We start from the raw sequence: 15,624 nt of genomic DNA on the forward strand, positions 1-15,624 counted from the left end.
CATCGAGGCCCACCGTTTGCCGTTCGCCGCAGGTGGTTTGACCACCCGTCAGGCGGTTGGTGACGATTCGTCGGAAACCTTCCCGCGCGGTGCGGTCAGGTCGTACAGGGTCACCCCGTCGACCGTGGTCGCGGTGAACGTGCCCGCCACCCAGGTCGCGATGGCCCGGGCGGCGTTGCTGCCGCCCATGCTGCGCAGCGCGCCGCCGCCCGGGCCGCCGGCCGCAGCGCCGCCGATGAAGTAGTGGATCCGGCCGTCCCCGACCAACTTTCGGAACTCGGCCAGGGTCGGCGACGGGTCGCTGCCGTTGAACCCGCCGATCGGCATCACCGGTTTCCCGGTGGCTAGTTGGTAGCCCGACGCGCTGTTCGAGCCGACCGAGGCGGCCACCCACGTGTACCTGCCGCTGTTTTGTTTCAGGGTCGTGACGACCTGCTTGCCGGGTGTGCTGCCGCTCAGCAGGCCGGCCATTCCGCCGCCGCCTCCCGGGTGGGCGGTGGGGCCGCCCGGTGGAGTGCCGCCCGTGCCGGGGCGTTGGCCTCGGGTGCGGCCGGATCCGTCGGGATTGCGGCCGGTTTGCCCCGGAGTGCCGGGGAACGACCCGGCACCCGGGCCGAGTTGCCCCGGCTGTCCACCCGGGACCGGGCCCGGCGGGGCGCCCCGGAAGCCGCGTGGGCCGTCCGCGAAGCCGCCGGGCCCACCGCGTCCGAAGCCCGCCCCGGCCGGCCCGGCGCTTGGGATCGACCCGCGCTGCGCGGTCGTGACGGTGGCCCACGTATAGGCCGCCGGTCCCGCGAGCAGCACCACCACGGAGACTCCGGCCGCGATCGGCGCAAGCCCGCGCCGGGCGATCAGCGCGCAGCCGAACACGCCGAGTGCGGCCGCCACTCCGCCGATCAGCACCGCGTGCCGCAACCACGGATGCCAGTCCGGGGTGCGGTCGAGCAGGTGGTACGACCACCACGCGCTCACCGCGACGGTGACCGCCGCCACCGCCGCCGCACCCGGCACCGCTCGCCGCTCCCACAGCAGCGCGGCGCCCATCGCCACGAGCGCCGCGATCGCCGGCGCGAGGGCGATGTTGTAGTAGGCGTGGAAGATGCCCGCCATATAGCTGAACACCAGCCCGGTGGTGAGCAGCCACCCGCCCCACAGGAGCACCGCGGCCCGCGCGGGGTCGGTGCGTGGCGCGCGACGGGTCAGCCACAGCCCCACCACGAGCAGGATCAGTGCCGCCGGCAACAACCACGAGATCTGCCCGCCCATTTCGGCGCTGAACAGCCGGTCCCAACCGGTGCTGCCCCACCCGCCCCCACGCGGGCCGCCACCACCCACGCTGCCCGTCTCGTTGCCGTTGAGCCGGCCGATCCCGTTGTAGCCCAACGTCAGTTCGAGGATCGAGTTGTGCTGCGAGCCGCCGATGTAGGGCCGCGCGGACTCCGGCCACAGCTCGACGAGCACGATCCACCAGCCACCCGCGACCAGCAACGCGAGCCCGGACCACAACAGTTGTCGCACCCGCCGCCAGAACCCGACCGGCGCACACACCAGGTACACCAGGGCGAAGGCCGGGACGATCAGGAACGCCTGCAACATCTTGGTCAGGAAGCCGAATCCGACACACGCGCCCGCCAGCAGCAACCACCGCGTACTCGCGTGCTCCTGGGCCCGCAACACCGCGTAGCCGGCGAGGGTGAGCAGCAGGACGAGCAGCGCGTCCGGATTGTTGAACCGGAACATCAGCGCCGCGACCGGGGTCAGCGCCAGTACCGCGCCGGCCAACAGGCCCGCCCAGGCCGGGAATCGGCGCCGGATGGCCAGATAGAGCACCCCGACGGTGGCCACCCCGGCGAGCGCCTGCGGGACCAGGATGCTCCACGCGTTGACGCCGAACACCCGCGCGGACAGCCCCATCACCCACAACGACGCCGGGGTCTTGTCCACGGTGATCGAGTTGCCCGCGTCCGAGGACCCGAAGAAGAACGCCTTCCAACTCTCCGTGCCGGCCTGCACCGCCGCCGAATAGAAGGAGTTGGCCCACCCGGAGGCACCGAGCCCGCAGATGTACAGCAGCCCGGTGCCGACCAGCAGCCCGAGCAACGCGGGCCGCACCCAGGGCTCGTCGGCCTCCCGGCCGCGAACCAGCCGGACGTACCACGGCCTTGCGGTCGCGTTGCCGGCCCGGGCGGCGGGGAGGGGGAGCGGAGCCACTGCGGCGGTCATGCGTCCTCACTTACCGAAGCGGTCGTATCGGGCATGTCGTTGCGGGTGGCGGACGTGATCGAAGTCACCGAGGCGATCGGGCGAGTCGGGCCTGTCGCGGGCCCCGGGGGCGCCGCTTCCGCGCCTCGTGCGGTCCGGAAGACCCACACCCGCAGCAGCAGGAACCGGACGATCGTGGCCAGCACACCCGCGCCCACCAGGGCGCCGAGTTCCACGGCGCGTGAGGGCCGCGCGACGGCCGCATGCAGACCCGCCAGCGTCGCGCTGCTCAGGCCGAGCCCGACCGCGAACGCGAGGCCGCCCTGGGCCTGATGCCGCCAGGCCCCGGCCCGCCCGCGTACCCCGAAGGTGAATCGGCGGTTGGCCGCGGTGTTCACGATCGTGGTGACGGTCAGTGCCAGGGCGTTCGCGCCGAGCGCGCCCAGGCCGTCCCGGAGCAGCACGTAGAGCATTAGATGGGCCACCGTGCTGAGCACCCCGATCAGCGCGAAGCGCGGGAGTTGCGCCCGCATTCCGCGTGGCAACCGGGCCTCGCGCACCCGGGGTGGGACGGAGACCCGAAAGGTGCCCGCCGCGATTCGCCGGGCGACCCGGGTCATCCCGCGCAGATCGTCCAGCGCGGTGCGCAGCACGTCCACCCGGCTGTCCGGATCGTCGGTCCAGTCCACCGGGACCTCGTGGATGCGCAGCCCGTTGCGCTCGGCCAGCAACAGCAGTTCGGTGTCGAAGAACCACTCCTCGTCGTGCACGTGCGGAAGCAACGCCTGGGCGACCACCGTGCGGGCCGCCTTGAAGCCGCACTGCGCGTCGGAGAAGTGCGCCGCGAACACCCCGCGCAGCAGCAGGTTGTACGAGCGCGAGACCACCTCGCGTCGCGGCCGGCGCACCACCGCCGCCGAGCGCACCAGGCGGGTGCCGATCGCCAGGTCGCTGTGTCCGCTGACCAACGGCGCCACCAGCGGCAGGAATGCGTCCAGATCGGTGGACAGGTCGACGTCCATGTAGGCGACCACGTCGGCGTCCGACTCGGCCCACACCTTGCGCAACGCCCGGCCGCGGCCCTTACGATCGAGGTGGACCGCCCGCACATGCGGCAATTCGTTCGCCAACTCGCGGGCCACCGGCCAGGTTCGGTCGGTGCTGGCGTTGTCCGCGATGATGATCCGGAAGGCGTACGGGAATCCGCCGAGCAGATAGGCGTGCAGCCGGCGGACGCTCGCCGCGAGGACATGGGCCTCGTTGTACACGGGCACCACCACGTCCACGATCCGGGTGCGAATCGGTGTCGTCAGGCTCATGGTGCGACGGTGTCGGCGCGCCCTGGGAGCCGAATGAGGCGATTCTTAAGGTGCGATGAGAATCCGCCCGGCCTCCGCCGGGACCGGTTGGGACCGGGATGCGCCGGGAGCCGGCCGAGCGGGTACTGGCGCAACGCGGCGTGGGATGCGAATCTCGCGGTCCGAGACGCCTAAGCTGCCGATCGCCCGACCGGCACAGCGCGACCCAGCGATCCGGAGGTCGAATGAATACCTCGGCGGGTAGATCAGTCGGCGCGGACTCCGCGCACCCGTTCGTGGAGGCGGTCGAGATCCCGGCCGGCGATTGGGTGTTCACCGCCCGCGTGGCCGGCCCGGCACACGGTCGACCGGTGTTGTTCCTGCACGGATTCCCGCAGACGTCCGCGTCCTGGACCGCGCAACTCCTGGGCCTGGCCCGAGCCGGCCGCCGGGCCATCGCGTTCGACCAGCGCGGCTACTCGCCGGGCGCCCGGCCACCGCAGGAATCGGCTTACGGGCGCGACGAGTTGGTGGGGGACGTGCTCGCGGTCCTGGACGCGCTCGGGCTGGATCGGGTGGACCTGGTCGGGCACGACTGGGGCGGCGCGCTCGCGTGGCAGGTCGCGGGGCTGCACCCGGATCGGCTGCGCACGCTGACCGTGGTGTCCACGCCGCATCCGATCGCGCTCACCTCCGCGGTCCGCGACGAGGCCTCCGGACAACGCGAACGGTCCGCGTACATCCGGCTGTTCCGCACCCGCGGCGCGGCCGAGGACAAGCTGATGGCGGACGACGCGGCCTACCTGCGGGCGATCTTCGCCACGCTCCCGGCCGAGACCGCCGAACGTTACCTGTCCGTGCTGCGCGAACCCGGCGCGCTCACAGGGGCGTTGAACTGGTATCGGGCCATCGACCCGAAGGTGTTGCGCGACATCGGCGACATCGAGACCCCCACCCTCTACGTCTGGAGCGACCGGGACCCGGCCTTTTGCCGCCCGGCCGCCGAGGCCACCGCCGGTTCGGTCACCGGCCCCTACCGCTTCGAGGTGCTCAAGGGTGTCGACCACTGGATCCCGGAGAACGGCGCGGCGGCGCTGACCGGCCTGCTGCTGGCCCACCTGGCGGCCTTCGACGACCGATGACCCTCGCTCGCTCGACCGCCGGGCGGGCCCGGACGCCCGCCCGGCGGGGGCTTGACGACCTGCCCCACGGCTGAGGCTCGGACGGATGCTCGGTCTGCTCGGCGTGCTGCTCGCTGTGCTCGGTCTCGGTCATGACGATTCTCCCCGGGTCGGCGGCCTCGTCCACGCCGGCGAGCCGGCGGCGGCGGGCGCCGTGGCACTTCCACCCGACCCGGACGTGCGGTCAGCTCGTGGTCCCCGGCAGCCGCAGGCGGGCGATGGTGCCGCCGCCGGGGGCCGGTTCAAGGGCCACCGTGCCGCCCGCGTCGGCCACCGTGCGGGCCACGATGGCCAGACCCAGGCCCGAGCCGGGCAGGCCGCGGGCGGCGGGCGCGCGCCAGAACCGTTCGAAGACGTAGGGCACGTCGTCCGCGGCGATGCCCGGGCCGTGGTCGCGCACGGTGAGTTCGCCGTCCGCCAGGCGCACTTCGACCGCGCCCTCGGTGCCGCCGAACTTGAGCGCGTTGTCCAGCAGATTGACCACCGCCCGCTCCAGCGCGGCCGGTTCGCCGCGTACGTACCACGCGGTCGTGTCCACCTCGATTTGCGCGTCGGGCGCGCGCAACCGGGCCCGGTTCACCGCGCGGTCGATCGCGGTGTGCAGCGGGGCGGACGTGGTCGGCGGCCCGCTGGGCACCTGCTCCGGCCGGGCCAGCAGCAGCAGATCGCCGACCAGGTCGGAGAGTTCCACCAGTTGTGCCTTGACGTTGTGCAACAACCGTTCCTTGTCCGCGGCCGGGATCGGCCGACCGGTCTGCTCACTGCGCAGCAGCAGATCGGTATTGGTGCGCAACGACGTGAGCGGCGTGCGCAGTTCGTGCCCCGCGTCGGCGATCAGCCGCTGCTGACGCAGCCGGGACGCCTTGAGGGAGGCGGTCATCGCGTTGAACGAGCGGCCCAGCCGGGCGATTTCGTCCTTGCCCGCGATCGGGATCACGGTGTCCAGATCCTCGGTGCGGGCGATGTGCTCGGCCGCGTCGGTGAGCCGGTCCACCGGTTTGAGCGCGGCCCGGGCGACCAGCAGGCCGAGCGTCGCCGCGCCGAGCACGCCGATCGCGCTCACCACCGCCAGCCAGGCCGCCAGGCTGTCCAGGGAACTCTCGATCTCGCCCAGCGGGCGGGACACCGACACCGCGATGTCCCGGCCCACATGCTGGGTCATCACCCGCACATGCCGCCCGTCCCGGGTGGTCGCGTCATGGAAGTCCACCCGCTTGTCGCCCGCGGCCACCGCCTGATCGGCCGCGGTCACCGGCACCGAGCCGGTCGGCTCGCCGCTGTTGCCCACCTGCGCGCAGGACCACCCGTCCGCCTTGATCACCTGGAACGTGAGCAGACCGCGCTGGAACGGCGGCGCGGGCTGGGTGCAGATGCTGGTGATGATCGAGGAGGGCCCGCCGCGCGGATTCAGGAACGGCGTGCCGGTGGTGGCCAGGGTGCGGTCCATCTGCTCGCGCAGCTGATTGCGGGTCAGCACCCAGCAGGTGACCGCGGCGGCGGCCACCGCGAGTGCGACGGCGAGCGCGGTCAGCAGTGCCAGGCGGGCGCGCAGCGGCAGGTGACGGTGCATCAGGCCGGCGTCTCCGCCGCGCGCAGCACGTAACCCACGCCGCGCACGGTGTGCACGAGCCGGGGCCGGGCGCCCGCCTCGGTCTTGCGGCGCAGGTACATCACGTAGACGTCGAGCGAGTTGGACGCGGGTTCGAAGTCGAACCCCCATACGTTGCGCAGGATCTGTTCCCGGGTCAGCACCTGGCGCGGGTGGGTGAGCAGCAGTTCGAGCAGGGTGTACTCCGTTCTGGTGAGTTCGATCGCCCGGCCGGCCCGGGTGACCTCGCGCGAGGCGGTGTCCATCCGCAGGTCGGCGAAGGTGAGTACGTGCTCGGCCGGGTCGTTCGCGGGACCGGCCATCGCACTGCGACGCAGCAGCGCCCGGACCCGGGCGAGCAACTCGTCCAGGTCGAACGGCTTGACCAGATAGTCGTCCGCGCCCGCGTCGAGCCCGGTGACCCGATCGCCGACCGCGTCGCGCGCGGTGAGCATCAGCACCGGAAGCGTGTCGCCCCGCGCACGCAGCCGGCGGCACGCGGTCAGGCCGTCCATCCTGGGCATCAGCACGTCCAGCAGGACCAGGTCCGGCTCGTCGCCGGCGATCGCGGTCAGCGCGGCCACCCCCTCTTCGGCGAGGGTGACCCGATAGCCCTCGAAACGCAGACTGGATTCGAGCGCCTCGCGGACGGCGGGCTCGTCGTCGACGACGAGGATGTGCGGCGGCGTTCCGGTGTCGGCGGCGGGCGTCATGGGTGGCGACTCCTTGATTCGGCGGATCCGGGGGACCGGTTACTCCGGGTCGCCCCACGGTCGCACGTGGACACCCTCCGGGTGGACTCGGCACAAAGCGTGTCGTACCAATGTGCGCGCTCGACATGAAAGGAATATGAAAGCGACGCCATGCGCGGGAAAGCGACGCCGTTCGATCGAAGCCGACCCCCTCGTGTGAGGATCTAGGCCGGACAGGGCCCGGCCGCACGACCCCCACACCCGGGTCACCCCCGTGTCGTCGCGCCGACCGCCGACCACTTCGAACCCGGAGGACAACCGTGGACGCCGAGCCGGTACGCACGAGCCTGGACGACGAGCCCCACCACACCGCGACCGACGAGCCGGTGCGAATGAGCCTGGACGACGGTATCGCGACCATCACGCTGGACTCGCCGAAGAACCGCAACGCGCTCTCCGCGCGCCTGGTCGCCCGACTGCGGCACCACCTGGCCGAGGCCGGCGTGGACGAGCGGGTGCGCGCGGTGGTGCTCACCCACACCGGGCCGACCTTCTGTTCGGGCATGGACCTGCGCGAGGCCGCCGCGGGCGGGATGGCTCAGGGCGCCGAACAACTGCTCGCGCTGCTGCGCCTGGTGGTCGAGGTGCCGGTGCCGGTGGTCGCGCATCTGCGCGGCAACGCGCGCGCGGGCGGGATCGGCCTGGTCGGCGCGGCCGATCTGGCGATCGCGCCGGCGCAGGCCACGTTCGCGTTCACCGAGGCGCGGCTCGGGCTCAGCCCGGCGGTGATCTCGCTGACCACGGTGCCCCGGCTGGACCCGCGTTCGGTGTCGCGCTACTTCCTCACGGGGGATGTGTTCGACGGTGTCGAGGCCGAGCGGATCGGGCTGCTCACGCGCGCCGTGGACGGGGCCGGCGGCGCGGACGACGCGGTCGCCGCGCTGGTCGCCTCGTTCCGACTGTGCTCACGCCAGGGCCTGATCGAGTCGAAGAAGCTGACCACGGGCGCGGTCCGGGCCGGGTTCGACCGGGACGGCCGCGAACTGGCGCTGCGCTCGGCCGAGTTGTTCGCCTCGGCGGATGCGACCGAGGGAATGGCCGCGTTCCGGGAGAAGCGGGCGCCGAAGTGGGTGAGCGGATGAGCGGCGGCGGCAGGGGAGTTGCGGGGTGAGTGACGAACTCTTCGCGCTGCCTCGGGAGCGGGTCGAACTCGCCCCCGGGGCCTGGCATGTGCCGGACTGGCTCGCGCCCGACGAGCAGCGCGAACTGGTGGTGGCGGCCCGGTCCTGGGCCGCGCCGCCGGCCGGCATGCGGCAGGTGGTGATGCCCTCGGGCGGGGTGATGAGCGTCCGCAGCGTGAGTCTGGGGCTGCACTGGGAGCCCTACCGCTACACGGAGTTCCTGCCCGACGGCGAACGGGTCAAGCCGTTCCCGGCACTGCTGGGCGCGCTGGCCCGGCGGGCGGTGCTCGATGTGTACGGGTCGGTCCCGGCCGATCCGTACGACATCGGCCTGGTCAACTTCTATGACGCGCAGGCCAAAATGGGCCTGCATCGGGACGCGGACGAGGATTCGCCGGCGCCGGTGGTGTCGCTGAGCATCGGCGACACGTGCGTGTTCCGCTTCGGCAACACCGAGACGCGGACCCGGCCGTGGACGGACGTGGACCTGCGTACGGGCGACCTGGTGGTGTTCGGCGGGCCGTCCCGACTGGCCTATCACGGGGTGCCGAAGATCCGGCCGGGCACGGGAGGTTCGGCGGGCGGGCTGACCGGTGGGCGGCTGAACATCACGATCCGGGCGTCGGGGCGGCGCGGCGACGGGTGACGGGCGCGTCCGCGCCGGGTCGGCGGCCCGGTGTTGGGACGTGACGGTTGTGTGCGTCGGGCGGTTGGGGGTGTGGGTCGGGTTTTGGGGTGCCGCGTCGGCGGGCGACGGGTGCGTGGGTGCCGGGTGGGTGCCCCTGCACCGGGACGTGACGGTTGTGTGCGTCGGGTGGTCGGGGGTGCGGGTCGGGATTTGGGGTGCCGCGCCGGCGGACGACGGGTGCATGTGTGCCGGGTGGGTGGGTGCGTACGCGTCGGGACGTGACGGCCGTGCGCGTCCGGACCCGGACGGCCGGGTGTCCGGGGCTGCGCCGACGGGTGATCGTTGCGCGCGTACCGGGTTGCGGCGTGCGTCTCTTCGCATGCGATGGGGTTGACGGATGGCGCCCCGGAAGGGAACTCTCGTACGAGTCACCGAGCGCAGTCGGTCGATCACCCATCGGATTCCCCGGAGTCCCGGGTCCACCACCAGGCGTGGTCGCCGGACGGATCGCGCCGGGTCGGTCACGTCGGGCCGATCGCGCCGTACGCGTCGTACGTGCCGATCACGCCGATCACGCCGATCGCGTCGGCCGCGAGAGCCGTTGGGAGCGCCATGTCACCGCGACGCAACCGGGTCGGTCTGCTCCTCGCGCTGTGCGCGGCGGCCTCGGTGGCGTGCGGCGGTCACTCGCACTACCGGGCGGTGGTGTCCGCGTCGGCGGCGAGCGGCAGCGGACCGTGCGCGACGGCGGTCTCGCACGGGGAGTTGCCCGAGTGGGCACACACGGGCTTCGCTCCCGGTTCGGCCGCGCCGCACGTGGTCGGCGTGCGCGGGGAGATCGTCGCGATCCTGCTCGGATACCCGTACTCGGCGCCGGCCCGGCCCGGTCGGCCGAGCAAGATCCTGTGGGCGGCCCGTCCTCGGCCGAATGCTCCGGGGGCCGGCGGCGCGTTGCAGATCGAGGCGACCCTGATCGGCGGCAGCGACATCGTCACCCGCGAGGTGGTGAACGGCCCGGGCCCGTCCTACCTCGACCTACCCGCCCCCGGCTGCTGGCACCTCGACCTGTCCTGGTCGGGCCACACGGACGCGGTGGACATCCCGTACGAACCGGGGTAGCGGGAGGGGGAGTTGCCATGCCGTGCCGACAGCCGGGCCGGCCACGAAGGGATTTACCCCCAGTGCGACGTCACGCCCACCCCGCCTGCCGTGCGGCCCCGCCGAGGGGGCCTGCTGCGGCGCAATCCCGCCTGCCGCGCTGTCCTGCTCGCCGCCCTGCGCCGCGCCTGTCGCGCTTGCCGTCCGGCTCGTTGCGCCGCCACCCGCCCTCGCGCCGCCGCCTCCCACGCCGTCCCGCCGCCCTTCGGGCCGTCCTGCCCGCCGCGCCACCGCGCGGGCGACCCGTCCCGACCCGCCCCGTCGCCCTCCGCTACTCCGCTGCTGCCGCCGACAAGGCTGCCAGGGCCATTCGGTGCAACATCGGGGCCAGGATGCGTTGCGGGGTGCGCAGGGTGTGTGGGGTCGAGTTGATCAGGCCGAATGTGGCGTGTACCGCGGCGCGGGCCGCGCGGTCGTCGAGGGTGCCCGGGTGGGCCTTGAGGGCGACCTCGACCCAGATCTCCACATACGCGCGCTGGACCCGGCGGATTCGGTGTCGCTCGGCGCTGGGGACCTGGTTGAGCGCGTGGTCGTGCAGGGTGATCAGGTCCGGGTGGCGCAGCGCGAACTCGACCTGGCCCTCGATCAGCGCCGCCAGCGCCTGCGCCGGATCCTCGGCGGCGGCCCGCTCCCGCCCCCGGGCCAGGAGTTGCTCGCTGATGTCCACCAGCAACTCGGTCAGCATCGCCTCCTTGCCCCGGAAGTGCTTGTACAGCGCGGGGCCGCTGATGCCGACCGCCGCGCCGATGTCGTCCATGCCCACGCTCTGGTAGCCGCGCTCGGCGAACAGCCGGGCGGCCACCTGGAGGATCTGGTCTCGACGGCTCACGGTCATGTGTCCATGCTAGACACTCGGATTAACCGTGGTTAACCTCGGGGGCAGGTGAACGAAGGTTAACTCGAGGCGGTGTCATGGAGAGCGTGCTCGGCACAGCCGCCGACCCGGGGGCGAAGTCGTACCGGGCCAACGCGGAAGCACACGAAAGCGCGGTCGACGAGCTGCGCACCCGGCTGGCGATCACCGCCCTCGGCGGCGGCGAACGGGCCCGGGAGCGGCATACCGCGCGCGGCAAACTGCTGCCGCGCGACCGGGTGGAGACCCTGCTCGACCCGGGGACACCGTTCCTGGAGATCGCGCCGCTGGCGGCGGACGGGATGTACGGCGGGGACGCGCCCGCCGCCGGGATCATCGCGGGCGTCGGCCGGGTGGCCGGCCGCGAATGTGTGATCGCGGCCAACGACGCGACGGTCAAGGGCGGCACGTACTACCCGATGACCGTCAAGAAACACCTGCGCGCGCAGGAGATCGCACTGGAGAACCGGCTCCCGTGCCTGTACCTGGTCGACTCGGGCGGCGCGTTCCTGCCGATGCAGGACGAGGTCTTCCCGGACCGGGACCACTTCGGCCGGATCTTCTTCAACCAGGCGCAGATGAGCGCCCGGGGCATCCCGCAGATCTCCGCCGTACTCGGCTCGTGTACCGCCGGCGGCGCGTACGTACCGGCGATGAGCGACGAGACCGTCATCGTGCGCAACCAGGGCACCATCTTCCTGGGCGGCCCGCCGCTGGTGAAGGCGGCCACCGGCGAGGTGGTCAGCGCCGAGGAACTGGGCGGCGGCGATGTACACGCGCGCATCTCGGGTGTGGTCGACCACCTCGCCAACGACGACAAGGACGCGCTGCGGATCGTCCGGGACATCGTCGGCACGCTCGGCGACCGGCCGCAACTGCCCTGGGACGTACGGGAGGTGGAGCCGCCGGCGGTCGATCCGGCCGGGCTCTACGGCGTGGTGCCACCCGACGCGCGCACCCCCTACGACGTGCGCGAGGTGATCGCCCGGATCGTGGACGGCTCGCGCTTCCACGAGTTCAAGGCCGAGTACGGGACGACGCTGGTCACCGGCTTCGCCCGGATCCACGGCCACCCGGTGGGCATCGTTGCGAACAACGGCATCCTGTTCGCCGAATCGGCGGTCAAGGGCGCGCACTTCATCGAACTGTGCGACCAGCGCGGCGTGCCGCTGGTGTTCCTCCAGAACATCACCGGCTTTATGGTCGGCAAGGACTACGAGCACGGCGGCATCGCCAAGCACGGCGCCAAGATGGTCACCGCCGTGGCGACCACGCGGGTGCCCAAGTTGACCGTGGTGATCGGCGGTTCGCACGGCGCGGGCAACTACTCGATGTGCGGCCGGGCGTACAGTCCGCGCTTCCTGTGGATGTGGCCCACCGCCAAGATCTCGGTGATGGGCGGCGAACAGGCCGCCACCGTGCTGGCCACGGTCAAGCGTGATCAGGTCGAGGCACGCGGCGAGAGCTGGGACGGGGAAGAGGCGTTCAAGCAGCCGATCCGCGACCAGTACGAGCGCCAGGGCAACGCCTACTACGCGACCGCGCGGTTGTGGGACGACGGGATCATCGACCCGCTGGACACCCGCACCGTCCTGGGGCTCGCGCTGACGGCGTGCGGGAACGCGCCGCTGGCCGAGCCGCGCTTCGGTCTGTTCCGGATGTGAGGGGTCACGAGGTGTTCGAGGCTGTACTGGTCGCCAACCGAGGCGAGATCGCGGTCCGGGTGATCCGCACGCTGCGCCGACTCGGCGTGCGCGCGATCACCGTGTACGGGCCGGGCGACGCGGACGCGCGCCACGTCCGCGAGGCGGATGTGGCGGTAGCCGTACCGAGCTACCTGGACGTGGACGCGGTGGTCGGCGCGGCGCTGCGTTCGGGGGCCGGGGCGATCCACCCGGGCTACGGATTCCTGTCCGAGAACGCCGTGTTCGCGGCGGCGGTCGAGCGGGCCGGGCTGGTCTTCGTCGGGCCGCCGGCGGGCGTGATCGAGCTGATGGGCGACAAGATCCGGGCCAAGGAGACGGTCGCCGAGTTCGGCGTGCCGGTGGTCCCGGGCGGTGGCGCGGCCGGCATGACGGACGATCAACTCGCGGACATCGCCCGGGAGATCGGGTTCCCGGTGCTGATCAAGCCGTCGGCGGGCGGCGGCGGCAAGGGCATGCGGCTCGTGCACGACGGCGCGCTGCTCCCGGAGGAGATCGCGGCGGCCCGGCGGCAGGCCAAGGGCGCGTTCGGCGACGACACGCTGCTGATCGAGCGCTGGATCGACCGCCCCCGACACATCGAGATCCAGGTGCTCGCGGACACCCACGGCACGGTGGTGCACCTGGGTGAGCGCGAATGCAGCCTGCAGCGCCGGCATCAAAAGATCATCGAGGAGGCGCCGTCGGCCCTCCTGAACGCCGACACGCGCGCCGAGATGGGCGCCGCGGCGGTACGGGCGGCGCGGGCCTGCGGGTATGTCGGCGCCGGCACGATCGAGTTCATCGTCCCGGCCGAGGATCCCGGCTCGTTCTACTTCATGGAGATGAACACCCGCCTCCAGGTCGAGCATCCGGTGACCGAACTGGTCACCCGGGTCGACCTGGTGGAGAGTCAGCTGCGGATCGCCGCCGGCGCGGCGATCGGCAAGGCCGACGTGTCGATGCACGGGCACGCGGTCGAGGCGCGGATCTACGCCGAGGACCCCGATCGGGGCTTCCTGCCCACCGGCGGCCGGGTGCTGACGGTGTGTGAGCCGGATATCGAGGGCGTGCGGGTCGACTCCGGGCTGCGCGAGGGCGGCGAGATCGGCAGCTCGTACGACCCGATGTTGGCCAAGGTGATCGCCTACGGCGAGGACCGGGCGACGGCGTTGGGCCGGTTGCGGGCGGCGTTGGCGCAGACGCGCGTGCTCGGGGTGACCACGAACCTGGGCTTCCTGTACCGGCTGTTGGGCGATCCGGCGGTGGTCGCGGGCGACCTGGACACCGGGTTGGTCGAGGCTCGGATCGACGAGCTGACGGGGCATCCGGCGCCGCCGGAGGTGGCCGTCGCGGCGGCGCTCGCGGCGCGGGCGGAGCGGGTCGCGGCCGGCGGGTGGGCGGATCCGTTCGCGGCGCAGACCGGGTGGCGGGTCGGCGGGCCGGCCTGGGACACGCATGTGTTGCGGATCGGGCCGGGGGAGCCGATCGAGGTGCGGGTACGCGGTGGCGGGGTTGGCCAGGTTGGCGAGGTGTCCGTGGACGGCGGGGCGCCGGTGCCGGCGGCGGTGCGAGTGGTGCCGGGCGGATTGTCGGTCGCCTACGACGGGCTGACTCGGCGGTTCGACTACGCGGCCGAGGCGGCGGGCGGCGTGCGGTGGTTGGCCTATGGGCCGGACACCTGGCGGGTGAGCGAAGTGGACACGGTGCGGGCCGAGGCGGCGGGTGGTGCGGCGCATACCGGCGCGCTGACCTCGCCGATGCCGGGCACGGTGACCGTGGTCAAGGCGGCGGTCGGGGATCGGGTCACGCGCGGTCAGACCGTGGTCGTGGTGGAGGCGATGAAGATGGAACACGCGTTGGTGGCGCCGTTCGACGGCGTGGTGAGCGAGATCGGCGCCGTGGCGGGGGCTTCGGTGGCGATGGATCAGCCGTTGGCGGTGGTGGTGCCGGACGCTTCTCCGGCTTCGGCGGATGCGTCGGCGGATGCGTCGGTGGATGTCTCGTCGGATGCGTCGGCGGAGGTGACCGCCTGATGACTCGTCATCTGCCGGACGTGCACCGCGAACCCGGGCTGCCGGGGCGGGTGTTCATCCACGAGGTGGGGGCGCGGGACGGGCTGCAGAACGAGTCCGGCGTGGTGCCCACCGAGGCCAAGGTCGAGTTCGTCCGGCGACTGGCCCGGGCCGGGCTCGGCACGATCGAGGTGACCAGCTTCGTACTGCCCAAATGGGTGCCGCAACTCGCCGACGCCGCCGAGGTGTTCGCGGCGGTGCGGGCGGACCCGGAGATCGCGACGGCGGATCGCCGGCTGCCGGTCCTGGTGCCCAACGAGCGCGGCTTCGACCGCGCGGTTGCGCTGGGCGCGGACCGGATCGCGGTGTTCGGCAGCGCCACGGAGACCTTCGCCCGACGCAACCTCAACCGCACGGTGGCCGAATCGCTGGCGATGTTCCGCCCGGTGGTGGAACGGGCCGGCGCGGCCGGGATCGATACGCGCGGCTACCTGTCCATGTGCTGGGGCGACCCATGGGAGGGCCCGGTCCCGCTCGGCCAGGTGGTCCAGGTGGGCAAGGCCCTGCTGGAGATGGGCTGTTCGCAACTCAGCCTGGGCGACACGATCGGCGTCGCCACTCCGGGCCACGTCACCGCGCTGCTCTTGGCATTCGCCGAGGCGGGCGTGCCGGCTTCGCGGATCGCGGTGCACTTCCACGACAGCTACGGCCAGGCACTGGCCAACACCCTCGCGGCGCTGCGCTTCGGGGTGACCACCGTGGATGCCTCGGCCGGCGGCCTGGGTGGTTGCCCGTACGCGGAGAGCGCCACCGGCAACCTGGCCACCGAGGACCTGGTCTGGATGTTGCACGGCCTCGGCATCGAGACGGGCGTAGACCTCGGCGCGTTGGTGGCCACCAGCGCCTGGATGGCCGAACTCCTCGGCCGCCCGAGCCCATCGCGCGCGGTCCAGGCGCTGAATGGCAAGCGGGTGGACGCGCACGGCCTGGTACTCGACGAACCGAACCCGTAGCCGAACCGGTAGCCGAGCCGGTAACCGAACCCGAAGCCGAACTCGTAGCGGCTGCCCACCCGCAGACCGACCACCTCGACCGTTCCCCGGAGCGGCGTCGCCACGAGCGCGTAAGCCCGCCCCGCCCGCTACC

12 protein-coding genes are annotated in these 15,624 nt (G+C 72.5%); 7 read left to right on the forward strand and 5 right to left on the reverse strand.

All coding sequences use genetic code 11. From position 1 onward, the window contains the following. Nucleotides 1-48: 48 nt before the first annotated feature. A complete protein-coding gene (locus ABIA38_RS14810; protein ID WP_424639072.1) occupies nucleotides 49-2,223 on the reverse strand; it encodes an ArnT family glycosyltransferase in 2,175 nt (724 codons plus the stop codon). After that, the gene (locus ABIA38_RS14815) at nucleotides 2,220-3,521 is read right to left on the reverse strand and encodes a glycosyltransferase (protein ID WP_424639073.1); all 1,302 of its coding nucleotides are present in this window, start codon (nucleotides 3,519-3,521) and stop codon (nucleotides 2,220-2,222) included. The genes ABIA38_RS14810 and ABIA38_RS14815 overlap by 4 nt, the downstream gene beginning before the upstream one ends. 224 nt (nucleotides 3,522-3,745) lie before the next feature. On the opposite strand from ABIA38_RS14815, the gene ABIA38_RS14820 reads away from it, so the two are divergent. After that, nucleotides 3,746-4,642 carry an alpha/beta fold hydrolase gene (locus ABIA38_RS14820; protein WP_424639074.1) on the forward strand — a complete coding sequence of 299 codons (897 nt, stop codon included), beginning with the start codon at nucleotides 3,746-3,748 and terminating at the stop codon, nucleotides 4,640-4,642. A 223-nt stretch (nucleotides 4,643-4,865) separates the two neighbouring features. Here the strand turns inward: ABIA38_RS14820 and ABIA38_RS14825 are convergent, their stop codons facing one another. Further along, entirely contained in the window at nucleotides 4,866-6,251 is a 1,386-nt protein-coding gene (locus tag ABIA38_RS14825) for a sensor histidine kinase (RefSeq protein ID WP_424639075.1), read from the reverse strand. Next, nucleotides 6,251-6,982, reverse strand: a complete 732-nt coding sequence (locus ABIA38_RS14830) for a response regulator transcription factor (protein ID WP_424639076.1) — start codon at nucleotides 6,980-6,982, stop codon at nucleotides 6,251-6,253. The genes ABIA38_RS14825 and ABIA38_RS14830 overlap by 1 nt, the downstream gene beginning before the upstream one ends. A 299-nt stretch (nucleotides 6,983-7,281) precedes the next feature. Here ABIA38_RS14830 and ABIA38_RS14835 point away from each other — a divergent pair, with 299 nt between their 5' ends. The 3 genes from ABIA38_RS14835 (at nucleotide 7,282) to ABIA38_RS14845 (ending at nucleotide 9,889) form a co-directional block, all read left to right on the forward strand. After that, nucleotides 7,282-8,103: an enoyl-CoA hydratase family protein gene (locus tag ABIA38_RS14835; RefSeq protein ID WP_424639077.1), complete on the forward strand. Its 822-nt coding sequence runs from the start codon at nucleotides 7,282-7,284 to the stop codon at nucleotides 8,101-8,103. A gap of 25 nt (nucleotides 8,104-8,128) precedes the next feature. Continuing rightward, nucleotides 8,129-8,788 (forward strand): alpha-ketoglutarate-dependent dioxygenase AlkB family protein, encoded by a 660-nt coding sequence (locus ABIA38_RS14840; RefSeq protein ID WP_424639078.1) that lies wholly within the window; start codon nucleotides 8,129-8,131, stop codon nucleotides 8,786-8,788. A gap of 594 nt (nucleotides 8,789-9,382) precedes the next feature. Continuing rightward, complete coding sequence (locus ABIA38_RS14845) at nucleotides 9,383-9,889, forward strand: hypothetical protein (RefSeq protein ID WP_424639079.1); 507 nt, start codon at nucleotides 9,383-9,385, stop codon at nucleotides 9,887-9,889. A 310-nt stretch (nucleotides 9,890-10,199) separates the two neighbouring features. Here ABIA38_RS14845 and ABIA38_RS14850 read toward each other — a convergent pair whose 3' ends face one another. Continuing rightward, nucleotides 10,200-10,763 (reverse strand): TetR/AcrR family transcriptional regulator, encoded by a 564-nt coding sequence (locus ABIA38_RS14850; protein ID WP_424639080.1) that lies wholly within the window; start codon nucleotides 10,761-10,763, stop codon nucleotides 10,200-10,202. A 77-nt stretch (nucleotides 10,764-10,840) separates the two neighbouring features. Between ABIA38_RS14850 and ABIA38_RS14855 the strand changes: the two genes are divergently transcribed. The 3 genes from ABIA38_RS14855 to ABIA38_RS14865 are packed head-to-tail and all read left to right on the forward strand — an operon-like array spanning nucleotide 10,841 to nucleotide 15,491. Beyond that, nucleotides 10,841-12,445, forward strand: coding sequence for a carboxyl transferase domain-containing protein (locus ABIA38_RS14855; RefSeq protein WP_424639081.1), 1,605 nt, complete (start codon nucleotides 10,841-10,843; stop codon nucleotides 12,443-12,445). Nucleotides 12,446-12,456: 11 nt separating this feature from the next. Beyond that, entirely contained in the window at nucleotides 12,457-14,499 is a 2,043-nt protein-coding gene (locus tag ABIA38_RS14860) for an acetyl/propionyl/methylcrotonyl-CoA carboxylase subunit alpha (protein ID WP_424639082.1), read from the forward strand. Beyond that, a complete protein-coding gene (locus tag ABIA38_RS14865; RefSeq protein ID WP_424639083.1) occupies nucleotides 14,499-15,491 on the forward strand; it encodes a hydroxymethylglutaryl-CoA lyase in 993 nt (330 codons plus the stop codon). The genes ABIA38_RS14860 and ABIA38_RS14865 overlap by 1 nt, the downstream gene beginning before the upstream one ends. The last annotated feature ends 133 nt before the right edge of the window (nucleotides 15,492-15,624 follow it).

The organism is Embleya sp. AB8 (assembly GCF_049739465.1).
In the GTDB taxonomy this organism is placed as follows: domain Bacteria; phylum Actinomycetota; class Actinomycetes; order Streptomycetales; family Streptomycetaceae; genus Embleya.